This window comes from Pseudomonas sp. PICF6, assembly GCF_009831705.1.
Classification (GTDB): domain Bacteria; phylum Pseudomonadota; class Gammaproteobacteria; order Pseudomonadales; family Pseudomonadaceae; genus Aquipseudomonas; species Aquipseudomonas rhizophila.
The window spans coordinates 143,978-157,151 of sequence record NZ_WUUD01000035.1 but is presented as its reverse complement, the minus strand read 5'-3'; the positions used below and the strand labels follow the sequence as shown (position 1 = coordinate 157,151).

The window sequence follows — 13,174 nt, the reverse complement described above, 5'->3', positions numbered from 1 at the left end:
GCTATCGCGAGCAGGCTCGCTCCCACAGGGGATCTGGAGCGACGCTCAATCCTCATCACCCGGAGCAATTGTGGGAGCGAGCCTGCTCGCGATAGCGCCGGTACATTCAGCAAAGGACCCTGCGGTAGTTCGCAGGTGTCGTACAATCCCCGCTTTCCCCGTATCGGCCTGACCATGGACATCGACCTCGCCCGCACCTTTCTGGAAATCGTCCGCCACGGCAGCCTCGCCGCCGCGGCCGACAAGCTGCACGTCACCCAGACGGCTATCACGGCGCGAGTCCAGAAGCTTGAAAGCCAGCTTGGCTGCGTGCTGTTTGTGCGCAACCGTGCCGGCGCGCGCCTGACTGCCGACGGTGAAACGTTCGTGGTGTATGCCAATCAACTGGTGCAGACCTGGGAAGCGGCCCGCCGAGACCTGCCCTTGCCCGAAGGCTTTCGCAACGTTTTGCACCTCGGTGGCGAGGTCAGTCTATGCAACCCCTTGATGCTCGCCTGGGCCGAGGAACTGCGCCATAAAATCCCCGGCCATGCCCTGCGCATGGACATCCGCGATGGCGAAAAACTGCTGCAACAACTGGAACTGGGCCTGCTGGATGCCGCCGTGGTGTATCAGCCCGAATACTGGCCGAGGCTGCAAGTGGAACAGTTGCTGGAAGAGAAACTGATCCTGGTGCGCCTGGCGACCCGTCCAGAGCCCTACGTGTACATCGACTGGAGTGCCGACTTCCGTCGTCAGCACGACACTGCGCTGCCGGACAAGGCCAAGGCGGCTGTGACCTTCAACCTCGGCCCCCTGGCCCTGCAGTACATCCTGGAGAACGGCGGCAGCGGCTACTTCCGGACCCGAGTGGTGCAAAGCTACCTGGACAGCGGCATCCTGGAGCGGGTGCCCAAGGCGCCGGAATTCAACTACCCGACTTACCTCGTGTACTCCAGGGATCGGGATTCGGCGGCGTTGCAGCAAGCGTTCGAAGTGCTGCGCCAGATCGTCACGACCGGCAGCGACTGGTCCCAGCGCTGGGACCCGCTGACCTGACGAGTCTGCCGAAAAAAGCCCTCCTGCAAGCAGAGGGCTCCTCACCGACAGCCCGGCCCTAGGACTATCCCTGCAAGTACTGCGCGATCTCGTCCTTGACCTGCAAACGTTTCTCCTTGAGCGTCTTCAGGGCAACATCGGACAGTGCCGCGGAGGACGGTTTCTCGGCGTCGACCACTTCGGCATCTATTTGGGAATACTTGAGAAGTAACGAGTCGAGCCTGGGATTCTCGCTGCGCTTTTGCTGGATGTCGTCTTTTGTGCAGTTGAGATCCTGGCACAAATCGTGGATCACCGGCATGGAACACCTCCTTTGGTAGAACGATGGCTAACGCCTTCTACGGCGCTCGTCGACTATCAGAATGGCCTCGCCAACGGGGTTCTGTCGACCGCCAATCCGACCAGCGGTGACCGTTCGTCGTACCGCACCGCTTTGCAATCAAACCTTTGTCCGCCCGCCGCTCTCCATTGAACAGGACGACACAAGTCCCTTGTACAACCTGTGTGGAGACTTACCTATGGACGGATTCAACCTGCGTCAACTCGGCCTGGCAGTTGCCTTGAGCACCAGTATGGGAATGGCTTGGGCCGCGACTTCCAGCGACTTCGTCGACAACGCGGCGGCCGGTGGTATCGCGGAAATCGAAACCAGCAAACTGGCCCTGGAAAAAAGCAGTTCGGCGGACGTCAAGGAATTCGCCAACATGATGATTTCCGACCACACCAAAGCTAACGAGGAGTTGATCTCGCTGGCGAAAAAACACGATATCGAAGTGCCGGACGAAACCACGCTGGTGAAAAAGGCCAAGGCCAAGATTCTCGATATGCGCGAGGAATCGTTTGATGCGGCCTACGCCAACAACCAGGTGATGGCCCACGAAGAAACCATTGCCCTGTTCAAGAAAGAAGCCGAGACCGTCACTGACGACAAGAAGCCCGGCAACACCGAGCTGAAGGCGTTCGCGCAGAAAATGCTTCCAGACCTGGAAAAACATCTGCAGATGGCCAAGAAACTCCAGGCAGCCCATCCGAGCAAATAAAGCTTGAAACCTGAAAAAGCCCGACCATCGAGTCGGGCTTTTTCTAGGCTCTGCTAGCCGCCATCGGTGTCGATATCGGCATCAGTGCTCTCACCGGATTCCGGGCGGTCCGGGTCAGGCTTGAAGCCAGGGCTGAAGGTGTTGTCGTTGTCCTGGTGGTGATTTTTTTGATCGACTTCGCTGTCGGCGCTTTGGGCCTTGCCTGCCCCAGCCGGGCTGACTGGCTGGGTGCCAGCGGGCTCAGGGGAAACCTGAGGATCGATCGCCGGATCATTGCGCGGTGACGGGGCCTGCGTCTGGCCTTGTTGCTGGGTGTTTGCAGGATCTTGGTTCATAGGCACCTCATTCATGACAGGCCGGATTGATGACCGGTCATGGTCATTTGAAGGTGACATGGCGGCTTCGGTTCCATTTGTTTACGGTGCCGCGCTCAGCGCCCCAACACGGTTCCCACCATCCGGGTCAGCGCGTCCGAGCCGTAGGGTTTGCTCAGCAAATGAGTGTCGGGGCTCAACTGGTGGTTGCGGGAGATGATGTCCCGGGTGTGGCCCGAGGTGAACAGCACCGGTACCGGTGGTGACTGCACCTTAGCCCAAGCGGCCAGGTCGGAACTCTTGATCAGCCCGGGCATGACCACATCCGTGAAGATCAGGTCCACCACGACACCCTCCAGCAGCAGTTTCATGGCCTCGTCACCATTGGCGGCCGTGAGGGTACGATAACCGGACTGTTCCAGCAGCTCCACCGACGCGCTGCGCACCTCTTCGTTATCCTCCACCACCAGAATCGTCTCTTGCCCACCGGTCAGAAGCGGGCTGTGTGGGGCCTCTTCACCTGTTTCAGGTTGCCGACTGCGGGGGAAATACATCTGCGCTCGCGTGCCCTCTCCCACGTCACTGGTAATCTCGATATGCCCGCCACTTTGCTTGACGAACCCGAACACCATGCTCAACCCAAGCCCGGTGCCCTGGCCGTCAGTCTTGGTGGTGAAAAACGGCTCGAACACATGGTCCAGGACATCGGGAGGCATGCCCGCGCCGCGGTCGATCACCGACAGGCGCACATAGTCACCGGCCGGAATGTCTTTACCGGCGCAGGACGATTCGTCGAGCACGATGTTTTCGCCGATCAGGCCGATGGTGCCCTCACCACACATGGCATCGCGGGCATTGATCGCCAGGTTCAGCAAAGCGTTTTCAAGCTGATTGCGATCGACGTGGATGCACCAGGGCTCGGCGGGCAAGGTCACTTCGATCTGGATGGTTTCGCCCAAGGCCCGCTGCAACAATTCGCCCAGACCGTCGAAGATTCGTCGTGGGTTGTAGACCGCCGGTGACAACGGTTGGCGGCGGGCAAACGCCAGCAATTGCGAGGACAGTTTGGCGCCCCGTTCCACCGCTTCGATGGAGGCACTGACCCGCCGCTGCACATTGGCGTTGTGCGGTTCGTGGCGAGCCAACAGGTGCAGGTTGCCGGCGATCACCTGCAGCAAGTTGTTGAAGTCATGAGCCACACCGCCGGTGAGTCCGCCAATGGCTTCGAGTTTCTGCGACTGGCGCAACTGCTCTTCGGCCGTCAACCGCGCATGCACTTCCTCGGCGACACGCTGCTCCAGATCACGGGTGAACTTGAGCAGCGATGCTTCAGCCGCCTTGCGTTCGTTGATATCAATCAGCACACCGGGGAAACGCAACGGCCGGCCCAACGTATCGAATTCACATCGGCCGCTGGCCAGCACCCACAGGTAATCACCGCCGAGTCGACGCACCCGATACTCAGCGTTGTAGGGGGTTCCGGTACGCAAGGTCAGTTCGACCCGCCGGTTCACCTCCTCCAGATCATCGGGGTGGATGTTCTGGCGGGCAATCTCGACAGGCAGTGCATCCAGAGGCGTGTCTGGCGGGTAATTGAACGTGCGGGAAAAACGCTCATCGCCGGAAAGTGTGTCGTTCTGGATATCCCAGACAAACGACCCCAGCAGTGGCCCGGCCGAGAGGGCCAACTGAATGCGCTCGTTGACGGCGCGGTAGCTGCGTTCGGCCTCCTGGCGGGCACGCTCGGTCAGCACAAGCTCGGTGGTTTCCACGACGATCGCCAAAACGCCGCCCGGAGACTGATCATCGTCGGGCACCGGGCTGTAATAAAGGTCCATCCAGACATCTTCGGGCTTGCCATTGCGTAGCAGTACCAGCTCTTTGCTGCGATAGGACAAGGTGCCACCGGCCAGGCAGACATCCAGTACGTGACGATTGAATTCGGCCACTTCCGGCCAGCCCAACTCTACCGCGCAGCCCAGCAGGTACGGATGGCGCCCGCCGGCGAACTCGGCATAAGCATCGTTGTAGATCATGAAGCCCTGACGGCCCCACAACATGACCATCGGCAAAGGCGACGCCAGCAGCACCTGGACTGCGCTGCGCAGACTGGCGGACCAGTGCTCGATGGCACCCAGTTCGGTCTGGCTCCAATCGAACGACCGGATACGCCCGGCCATTTCACCGCCCCAACCGGGGCATCCATGATTCTGGGATAAGAACTGCATGAGTCGATTCTGAACCTCGAAAATGCCAGCAGGGAATCGGCATACCACAAGTCCCTTGTGCTCAGAGCTTCGAGCGCTGCGCTGGCGTTTGGTTTCATGGGCAGGTCATGATGCAAACCTGTCCGGGCTGGCGACATGCTTGCTGTGTGGCAGCCGGGTTCAGCGGAAATCGCGGCTATGCACCTGGATACCCGCCAGCAACTCGGTCAGGTCGCTCAGGCGGCCGGCGATCAGGTGACGAACCTCACCGACACTTTCCCAACGCCCGTCGACCCTGAGCAATTGCGAACCCACCAACGCTTTGCGTTGGCGCTCGGCCAGGTCGCGCCAGACCACCACATTGAGGTTGCCAAACTCATCCTCCAGGGTGACAAAAGTCACGCCGCTGGCCGTACCTGGCCGTTGGCGGCCGGTGACCAGCCCGGCGACGCTGACGTTGCGGCCATGCTCCACATCCTGCAGCTCCCGCGAGCTGCGACAGCGCCGGGCGCGCAGTTCGGGGCGCAGCAAAGCCAGTGGATGGGGGCCCAGTGTCGTACCGACGCTGGCGTAATCGGCGAACAGATTCTCCCCCACCGTAGGTTTTGGCAGGTCCACGGGCGGTTCTTCCTGGCTGGGCAAACCGGCGAACAAGCCCAGCTGTTTCTGTACCCCGGCCACCTCCCAGCGAGCGCGATGACGATCACCGGCCAAGCCCCGCAAGGCACCGGCGTCGGCCAGTTGCGCCTGGGCCCGGGCATCGAGTTGCGCGCGCTCGCCAAGGTCGGCCACGTCACTGAAGGGCCGATGCCGGCGGGCCGCTTCGATGCGATGGACATCCTCTTGGCGAAAGCCCTTGATCATGCGCAACCCCAGGCGAAGCGCCGGTTGTCGGCCTTCCATGGGTTCGAGGCTGCAATCCCAGTCACTGGCGCGCACGTCCACCGGGCGGATCTGCAACTGATGCCGGCGGGCATCCTGCAGAATCTGGTCCGGGCTGTAGAACCCCATGGGCCAGCTGTTGATCAGGGCACAGGCGAACGCCGCCGGTTCATGGCATTTGAGCCAACTGCTGGCGTAGGTCAGCAAGGCGAAGCTGGCGGCATGGGACTCGGGAAAACCGTAATTGCCGAAGCCCTTGATCTGTTCAAAGATCTGCGCGGCGAATTCGGCTGTGTAGCCGTTTTTCGCCATCCCCGCCGCCAGGCGTTCCCGATGCGGTTCCAGGCCGCCGTGACGTTTCCAGGCCGCCATGGAACGACGCAGCTGGTCAGCTTCGCCGGGGCTGTAATCCGCCGCAACGATGGCGATCTGCATGACCTGCTCCTGAAACAGGGGCACGCCCAAGGTGCGCTTGAGCACTTCTTCCAACGCTTTGGAGGGGTAAGTCACCGCTTCTTCCTTGTTTTTACGCCGCAGATACGGGTGCACCATCCCGCCTTGGATCGGCCCCGGTCGCACGATGGCCACTTCAATAACCAGGTCATAAAAGGACTCGGGTTTGAGCCGAGGCAACATCGCCATCTGTGCGCGCGACTCGATCTGGAACACGCCAATGGTGTCGGCGCGGGTGATCATCTCGTAAGTGGCCGCGTCGTCCTTGGGCAACGTCGCCAAGGTGTAGTGCTGGCCGCGGTACTGCGCGATCAGATCAAAACATCGACGAATTGCGCTGAGCATGCCCAAGGCCAGGATATCCACCTTGAGCAACCCGACCGCGTCCAGGTCGTCCTTGTCCCACTGGATGATGGTGCGCTCGGCCATAGCGGCGTTCTCCACCGGCACCAGAGTGTCCAGAGGCTGTTCGGAGATCACGAAGCCGCCAGGGTGCTGGGACAGATGCCGGGGAAAACCGATCAGTTGTTGGGTCAGGCTCAGGACCCGGCGCAACACCGGGCTGTCCGGGTCGAAGCCACCTTCGCGCAGGCGATCCACTGGCGGCGCCTCGTCACTCCAGCGCCCACAACAGTCGGCCAGCGCGTTGACCTGATCCGGCGGCAAGCCCAAGGCCTTGGCGACGTCCCGCACCGCGCCGGCACCGTGGTAGCTGCTGACCACTGCCGTCAATGCCGCACGATGGCGGCCGTAGCGCTGGAACACGTACTGCAGCACTTCTTCACGACGCTCGTGTTCAAAATCGACGTCGATGTCCGGCGGTTCGTTGCGCTCCCGGGACAGGAATCGCTCGAACAGCATGCTGGTCTGGCTCGGGTCGATTTCGGTGATCCCCAAGGCGTAGCACACCGCCGAGTTGGCCGCTGAGCCACGCCCCTGACAAAGAATATTGCGGCTGCGGGCGAAGCTGACGATGTCCTGTACGGTGAGGAAATAGCTGTCGTAGCCCAGATCGGCGATCAGAGTCAGTTCTTTATCGATTTGTACCCGTACTTTGTCTTCCACACCCTTGGCCCATCGCTCGCGCATACCGCGTTCGGTCAATTCCCGCAGCCAGGACGCTGGATCATGCCCCTCAGGCACCAGTTCACGGGGGTATTGATAACGCAGTTGGCCAAGGTCGAACGTACAGCGCCGGGCGATGTTCAACGTTTCGTCGAGCAAGGCGCGCGGGTAGATTTCGGCCAGGGCCGGGAGACTTCGCAGGTGGCGCTCACCGTTGGGGTGCAAGCGCTGGCCGGCCTCGGCCACCGTGACGTGGTGCCGGATGGCGGTCATGGTGTCCTGCAGGGCGCGCCGGCCGCGCACATGCATGTGCACGTCTCCCGTGGCCACGGCCGGAAGGTCCAAACGCTCGGCCAGCGCCAGCAAGTCCGCCAGCCGACGCCGGTCGTCCTGCCCGCAATGCAACTGGACCGACAGCCACAAGCGCTCGGCGAATATCTTCCGCAACCAGCGCCCCTGCTCTTCGGAATCGTTGTCACCGGGCACCCACAACACCAGCAATCCCGGCAAGGGCTCGTCGAAGTCTTCCCGCACGATGCGATAGCGACCTTTCTCGCTGCGGCGGCGGGCGCGGGTGATCAGCCGGCACAAGGCTTGATAGCCTTGCAGATTCTCCACCAACAGCACCAGTTTCGGACCGTTCTCGATCTGGATCTCACTGCCGACGATCAAGTGCAGGTCCAGCTCCCTGGCAGCCTGCCAGGCTCGGACAATCCCGGCCAGGGTGCACTCATCGGTGATTGCCAGGGCCTTGTAACCTTGTTGTTGCGCACGACGGCACAGCTCCAGGGCGCTGGAGGCACCGCGCTGGAAACTGAAGTTCGACAGGCAATGCAGCTCGGCATATTCGATGTTCATGCGAACCAGCCCTGCAGCCACAGCGGGCCACCCTCGCCCACCGGTCGATAGGCCCAGCCCCGTTGGCCCGCGCGGGTTTCGATCAGATAGTAATCACGGCGCACGTCGGCGCCGTCCCACCAGCCGGACTCGATGCGCTCCGGGCCCATGAGGATTCGCGCCTGGCTCTCCTGCAAGGCCTGGGGTTCGTCCAGCAGCCAGCCGGGACGCCGGACGCCCTCGCGCACCGGACATGCCTGGGGCTGGCGCTGAGAGGTCATCTGCCAGGCACATTCAGGCCGATGGTCATCGCGAAACCCCAGGCCCTGCACTGCGTCGTCCCCCAACCGGGCCCGCAGCCGCTCGCGCAATTGCTCCCAAGGCAAGGACTGTTGAGGACGCTCGTCGAACAGCTCCAGGCGTTGGGGCACGAAACTGGGCAGGTCTTCGGCACACAAACGAAAGCCACGTACCGGTGCCTCGACCTGCACCTGTTCCAGCCGACCACGGGCCAGTTCGAAAAGCATCGCAGGATCCCGCTCGGCGCTGAGCAAGCCGACCTTGATCAGCGTGTCCGGCAACCCGGCGTGTTCCAGGTGCAGGTCAAAGCGTTGCACGCCGCTGTCGCGACCGCACAGGAAAGCCGAGAGATCACCGGTCAACCGGCGCAACGGAAACAACAACGCCTGGTGGGATTGCACGTCGTAATTGAGCTCGATGCGCACATCGAAACGGTCCGGCGGCAGGTAAAACGACAGCGCCAGGGTGCGGCTGCCCGTCAGCGCGTCAAGATGCTTGAGCACCTGGGCCTCAAAACGCCGCGCCAGGGTGTGTCGGGGCAAGGCCTGGACCTGGCTCAACTGGCGCAGCCCCATGCGTGACAGTGCCGTGGCGACGTCGGGTTCCAGGCCGATACGCTCCACCGGCATCTGCCCCAGGCAGGCTTGCAGGGTTTCAATATCGGGCACCACCAGGGCGTCGTAGGCATTGGCCAACACCCGCGCCGCCACCGGGTTGGGGGCGGCGACAATGCGATGCCGGAATCCCAGTTGCGTCAGCTCGGCCCGCAGGCGCTTCTCGAACACCGGCCAGGGGCCGAACAGGCCCAGGCTCGACTCGATCTCGAACACCACCGTGCGCGGGTAATGCACGCTGACCTGGGAGCTGAAACGGTAGGCCCAGGCCGCCAGGAACTGTTGCCAGTGTTCGATCTGCGCCGCATCGTATTCGGCCGTGGCAAACCCTTTGCTCAGGGCCTGGGCGGCCGTCATGGTCTGGCCGGGGCGCAAACCCAGGGCCCGTGCCGGGTCATTGACCGCTTGCAGGACCCGGCGCTGGGCCGGACCGGTCAACAGCGCCAAGGGCTCGTCGGGATCGGGACGCTGACGCAGCGCGGCGTCCAGCGCCAGTTGCGGGAAGAGTATGCAGACCCAGCGCATCGCAACCTCAATGCTCGGTCGGTGTGCTGAGCGTGGCGAAGGCAATCGGCGTCGAACGGGCCAGCCCGCCCCGGCACTTGAGCACCCGCAATTGCCCTGGCCGGCCATCGATGGCGATGCGCAGGGCCGCCGGCGAGGGGTTGATGGCTTCCTGAATCGAGCGCCAGGCGAACGCCAGGGTCTGGCCGGTTTCCGCCGCCACTTGCAAGCGGCGCAGGGCGCGATCATCAGCCTGGCGGGGCCAGCACAGCACCGCGCCACAACTGCCCGAACGCAGGCATTGTTCGGCGGCCCACAAGGCATCGCGCTCATCGGCCCGGATCACTGACAACTGGCGCAGGTCCACCCCAGCGTTCTGCCAGGCCTGCGGATAGGGCACGAATGGCGGCGCCACCAGCACGATCCGCTCCCCCGCCGCCGTCAGTCGCGCCAAGGTTGGCCAGACCAGTTGCAACTCGCCCACGCCCGGCGCGGCGACCAGCAGTTCCGTCAACGCCGCTTCCGGCCAGCCACCGCTGGGCAACGCCGCGTCCAGGGCCGCATGACCGGTGGGCTGCGGGCTGGCAGCCGGGGGCGCGGGCCGGCCCTTCCAGACCTGGCCACCGTTGAACAGCGTGTCCAGCGCAACGACAGCGCCCATCAGCCTTGCCTCAGCAAGCCACAGAACACGCCTTCGATGGCCAGGTCCTGGTCGGCTTCGACAATGATCGGCTGGTAGGCCGGGTTGCGCGGCAGCAAACGTATCCGCTCACCGATTCGCTCGAAGCGCTTGATGGTGACTTCACCGTCCAGGCGCGCCACGACGATCTGGCCGTTGGAGGCCTGGGGCGTACGCTGCACGCCCACCAGGTCGCCGTCGAGAATGCCATCCTCGATCATCGAGTCCCCCTGGACCCGTAGCAGGTAATCCGGCGCCTTGGTGAACATCGCCGGGTCGAGCATCAGGCGACTGTGGACCTCGGCATCCGCACCGATCGGCAGGCCGGCGGCCACCCGCCCCAGCACCGGTACTTCCAGCAGCTCGGGACGCGGCGGCTGGTTCAGCAAGCGAATACCCCGGGCCTGGTGCGGATTGACTTCGATGAAACCGGCTTCGGTCAACGCCAGCACATGCTTGCGCGCCACGCTGCGGGAGGCGAAACCGAACGCCTCGCTGATTTCAGCGAGGCTGGGGGGCTGGCCCTGCTCGGCGATGCGTTCGCGGATGAAGGTCAGGATGGCGGTACGGCGGGGGGTGAGAGTCGTCATGGAGTACATTTGTACTCTTGTCGGTTTTTTCTGACAAGCACCGCCAGTCAGTCAACCACAGGGAGCCGACCATTGACCGTCCCGGCTAAGCCGGTGTCGACCCCTCGGTCCGAAACGCGCTCGGGCTCATCCCGGTCCAGCGCCGGAACGCCCGGCGGAAACTGCGCACATCGCTGTAGCCGACCTCTTCGGTGATGCGCTCGATGGACCAGTCGGGGTTGGCCAGCAGGTTCAGGGTCCGGCCACGACGCACCTGTTCCAGCAAGGCTTCGAAGGTCAGGTTGTGCTCGGTCAAGCGTCGGCGCAGGGTGCGGCTGCTCATGTTGAGGTCGCTGGCGATTTTCTCGATGTGGCTGCCACGGGTCAGGTCCCGGGCAATCGCCCGCTCCACCGCCTGGATCAGATCGATCTTGCGATGGACCTCAGTGGCCTCCTGTTCCAGCAAGGCCAGGGCCTGACGCAAGGCCAGCGGGTGATGGTTGGGCAGGCGTACGCCGAGCCAGCAGGCATCGATCAGCATGCGATTGTGACGACAACCGAAACGCACATCCGGCCCCAGGACCCTTTGGTATTCCTGGGCATAAGACGGCGCAGCGTGCATGAACTCCACGGCCTGGGGCCTGAAGTCAGGCCCTGCCAACGCCCTGCCGTACACCATCAGGCTGGCGAAAAACTCTTCGACCGCAAAGACCTGGACCTCGGCAAAAGGCAGGCGGCAAGTCGCCTCGACCATGATCCGGTCACTGGCCTCTTCAACACTCGAGACTGCGATACCGCCGGTGGTGTGTTGATACCGAATCCCCAGGGCAAAGACATCGCGCAGGGTTTCGCACAGCGACAACACGTGGCCCAGCAGGCCCAGGGTACCCAATACATTGCGATCGCCAACCCACAAGCCCAGGCCCCGATCAGGCAACAGCTTGAGCGCCCGCTGGATCATGACCACGGCCTGGCGATAGGAAATCCGCTGGGCAGGATCCTGCAGATCGTCGAGCCCGAAACCAAGGCCGCGACACAGGCTGGCGGCATCGAAACCCTGGTCTGCCACCACGTCGGCCAAGGTTTGCAAAAGAAACGGCGACACCAGCGCCAGTTCATAGGTCGGGTCGATGACTTTCATCTGCATGGGCGGGTTCCGGGGTACGTTAGGCGGCGTCTTTGTAACCGGTTGTTTCATAAACGTTAGCATGACCCAGCGTATAGAGGGGCACAAAAATCTGGCCGCCCATGTCCCCTGTGTGGCCGCCAATACCCTGCCCTACCGGCGGCGAACGGCTTATTTGTATGGCTCGGACCTTTGGTGCATTTCCAACAATAATAATGAGCCCCCGCATGAACCCGACCCGCACGACATTCGCCTTGCAACTGACCCTCGGCCTGGCCTGTGCCCTGCCGGCCCTGGCCACCGAAACCGGAGTCGATAACATCGGCACCGGCACCGACGGTTTCTTCGTGTTGCCGCTGGACGTCGACAACCTTCCTGACCACATGTTTGCGTTCAACCTCTACTACAACCATTACAAGGCCAGGAAATTCAACATCAGTTCGTTGGGCGGCGAAGTCCCGGATGTCGAAATCGAATCCACGGCGGTGGTCCCCCGGATCGATTACCTGAGCCCTTTGCGGGTGGCCGGTGGACGCCTGGGTATCTACGTTGGCCAGCCCTGGATCAAACAGGAAATCTCGGTGTTCGGCCTGCAGGACACTCGCGAAGGCATGGGCGATACCACCATTTCGCCCATCGTGCTGTGGGACATGGGCAAAAACCTGACCCTGGCCGCCGCACTGGAAATCACCGTGCCGACCGGCGAATACAGCACCGACCGCCTGGCCAACACCAGCACCAATTTCTACACCTACAAGCCGCTGTTTTCCTTCACCTGGTTGCCCACGGAAAACACCGAGGTGTCGATGAAAAGCACTTACAGTTTCAATCGCGAGAACAAGGACACCGACTACCGCTCAGGGCAGATTTTCCACTTCGACTATTCCGTCAGTTACCGGCTGACGGACAACGTGATGCTGGGGCTCAACGGTTACTACCTCAAGCAGACCACCGACGACAAACAATACGGCCGCACCGTGCAGTTCGCCGGTCAGGACGTGGATGACGGCGTGCGCGGCCAGGTGTTCGCCATCGGTCCGGCGCTGCACCTGACCTTTCTCAAATACGCCAGCGCCGAGATCCGCTGGGCCAAGGAGTTCAACGTAGAGAACCGCCCCGAAGGCGAAATGCTCTGGGCCAAGATCAGTATTCCGTTTGCGTTGTGAACGCTCTATTCGGTTCCGGCAGGCTCACCAGCAATCCCTTGTGGGAGCGAGCCTGCTCGCGATAGCCGTGGATCAGCCTGCATTGATGCTGAATGTACCGCCGTCATCGCGAGCAGGCTCGCTCCCACAAGCCCACAAGATCCGTGGTCAGCTATAGACCGGCCACATCTCGACTATCCGCCCTCCGCGCACGGCCAGCAGATCACCGAACTGCAACAGCACCGACTCGCTCTGGGTCGGTCGCAGGAACACCTGGTCCTCCACCGCCAGCCCCACCGTTTCAGAACCGTTGACCATTTCCTGATTGGAGCTGCGACCGTAGAGGTCGTTGTGCTTCAAGCCTGAGGGTGATTCGAGATCGGCCATCCAGTTGCCGCCGT

Annotated in this window: 11 protein-coding genes and 1 pseudogene; 3 read left to right on the top strand and 9 right to left on the bottom strand. The window is 62.5% G+C overall.

The features are described from left to right. The first annotated feature begins 174 nt into the window (after positions 1-174). Positions 175-1,038 (top strand): LysR family transcriptional regulator, encoded by an 864-nt coding sequence (locus tag GSM73_RS25325; RefSeq protein WP_047227886.1) that lies wholly within the window; start codon positions 175-177, stop codon positions 1,036-1,038. 64 nt (positions 1,039-1,102) lie between these two features. Here GSM73_RS25325 and GSM73_RS25320 read toward each other — a convergent pair whose 3' ends face one another. After that, positions 1,103-1,339, bottom strand: coding sequence for a YdcH family protein (locus GSM73_RS25320; RefSeq protein WP_047227816.1), 237 nt, complete (start codon positions 1,337-1,339; stop codon positions 1,103-1,105). A gap of 217 nt (positions 1,340-1,556) precedes the next feature. On the opposite strand from GSM73_RS25320, the gene GSM73_RS25315 reads away from it, so the two are divergent. Continuing rightward, positions 1,557-2,078, top strand: coding sequence for a DUF4142 domain-containing protein (locus GSM73_RS25315; protein ID WP_076384033.1), 522 nt, complete (start codon positions 1,557-1,559; stop codon positions 2,076-2,078). A 53-nt stretch (positions 2,079-2,131) separates the two neighbouring features. Here the strand turns inward: GSM73_RS25315 and GSM73_RS25310 are convergent, their stop codons facing one another. The 7 genes from GSM73_RS25310 to GSM73_RS25280 all read right to left on the bottom strand — a co-directional run bounded on the left by GSM73_RS25310 (position 2,132) and on the right by GSM73_RS25280 (position 11,649). Beyond that, positions 2,132-2,413, bottom strand: a complete 282-nt coding sequence (locus GSM73_RS25310) for a hypothetical protein (RefSeq protein WP_047227813.1) — start codon at positions 2,411-2,413, stop codon at positions 2,132-2,134. A gap of 95 nt (positions 2,414-2,508) precedes the next feature. Next, positions 2,509-4,620 carry a PAS domain-containing sensor histidine kinase gene (locus tag GSM73_RS25305; RefSeq protein WP_076384031.1) on the bottom strand — a complete coding sequence of 704 codons (2,112 nt, stop codon included), beginning with the start codon at positions 4,618-4,620 and terminating at the stop codon, positions 2,509-2,511. Between the two features lie 159 nt (positions 4,621-4,779). Continuing rightward, the gene (locus GSM73_RS25300; protein WP_160894173.1) at positions 4,780-7,857 is read right to left on the bottom strand and encodes an error-prone DNA polymerase; all 3,078 of its coding nucleotides are present in this window, start codon (positions 7,855-7,857) and stop codon (positions 4,780-4,782) included. Beyond that, entirely contained in the window at positions 7,854-9,275 is a 1,422-nt protein-coding gene (locus tag GSM73_RS25295; RefSeq protein ID WP_047227810.1) for a DNA polymerase Y family protein, read from the bottom strand. Before GSM73_RS25295 ends, GSM73_RS25300 begins: the two co-directional genes overlap by 4 nt. Before the next feature lie 7 nt (positions 9,276-9,282). Further along, positions 9,283-9,915 (bottom strand): translesion DNA synthesis-associated protein ImuA, encoded by a 633-nt coding sequence (imuA, locus tag GSM73_RS25290; protein ID WP_047227809.1) that lies wholly within the window; start codon positions 9,913-9,915, stop codon positions 9,283-9,285. After that, complete coding sequence (lexA, locus tag GSM73_RS25285; protein ID WP_160894171.1) at positions 9,915-10,532, bottom strand: transcriptional repressor LexA; 618 nt, start codon at positions 10,530-10,532, stop codon at positions 9,915-9,917. Before lexA ends, imuA begins: the two co-directional genes overlap by 1 nt. Before the next feature lie 76 nt (positions 10,533-10,608). Continuing rightward, complete coding sequence (locus GSM73_RS25280) at positions 10,609-11,649, bottom strand: AraC family transcriptional regulator (RefSeq protein WP_047227807.1); 1,041 nt, start codon at positions 11,647-11,649, stop codon at positions 10,609-10,611. 206 nt (positions 11,650-11,855) lie between these two features. On the opposite strand from GSM73_RS25280, the gene GSM73_RS25275 reads away from it, so the two are divergent. After that, on the top strand, positions 11,856-12,794 hold the full coding sequence (locus tag GSM73_RS25275) for a transporter (protein ID WP_160894169.1): 939 nt from the start codon (positions 11,856-11,858) through the stop codon (positions 12,792-12,794). 147 nt (positions 12,795-12,941) lie between these two features. On the opposite strand, the pseudogene GSM73_RS27975 reads toward GSM73_RS25275, so the two are convergent. After that, positions 12,942-13,174: pseudogene (locus tag GSM73_RS27975) on the bottom strand (DSD1 family PLP-dependent enzyme); the annotation flags it as partial.

Bases quoted from the DNA above. Each gene is read 5' to 3' on its own strand.
- GSM73_RS25320 (WP_047227816.1), bottom strand. From the start codon at position 1,339: ATGCCGGTGATCCACGATTTGTGCCAGGATCTCAACTGCACAAAAGAC.
- GSM73_RS25295 (WP_047227810.1), bottom strand. From the start codon at position 9,275: ATGCGCTGGGTCTGCATACTCTTCCCGCAACTGGCGCTGGACGCCGCG.
- GSM73_RS25300 (WP_160894173.1), bottom strand. From the start codon at position 7,857: ATGAACATCGAATATGCCGAGCTGCATTGCCTGTCGAACTTCAGTTTC.
- GSM73_RS25275 (WP_160894169.1), top strand. From the start codon at position 11,856: ATGAACCCGACCCGCACGACATTCGCCTTGCAACTGACCCTCGGCCTG.
- GSM73_RS25280 (WP_047227807.1), bottom strand. From the start codon at position 11,649: ATGCAGATGAAAGTCATCGACCCGACCTATGAACTGGCGCTGGTGTCG.
- GSM73_RS25305 (WP_076384031.1), bottom strand. From the start codon at position 4,620: ATGCAGTTCTTATCCCAGAATCATGGATGCCCCGGTTGGGGCGGTGAA.
- imuA (WP_047227809.1), bottom strand. From the start codon at position 9,915: ATGGGCGCTGTCGTTGCGCTGGACACGCTGTTCAACGGTGGCCAGGTC.
- GSM73_RS25325 (WP_047227886.1), top strand. From the start codon at position 175: ATGGACATCGACCTCGCCCGCACCTTTCTGGAAATCGTCCGCCACGGC.
- lexA (WP_160894171.1), bottom strand. From the start codon at position 10,532: ATGTACTCCATGACGACTCTCACCCCCCGCCGTACCGCCATCCTGACC.
- GSM73_RS25315 (WP_076384033.1), top strand. From the start codon at position 1,557: ATGGACGGATTCAACCTGCGTCAACTCGGCCTGGCAGTTGCCTTGAGC.
- GSM73_RS25310 (WP_047227813.1), bottom strand. From the start codon at position 2,413: ATGAACCAAGATCCTGCAAACACCCAGCAACAAGGCCAGACGCAGGCC.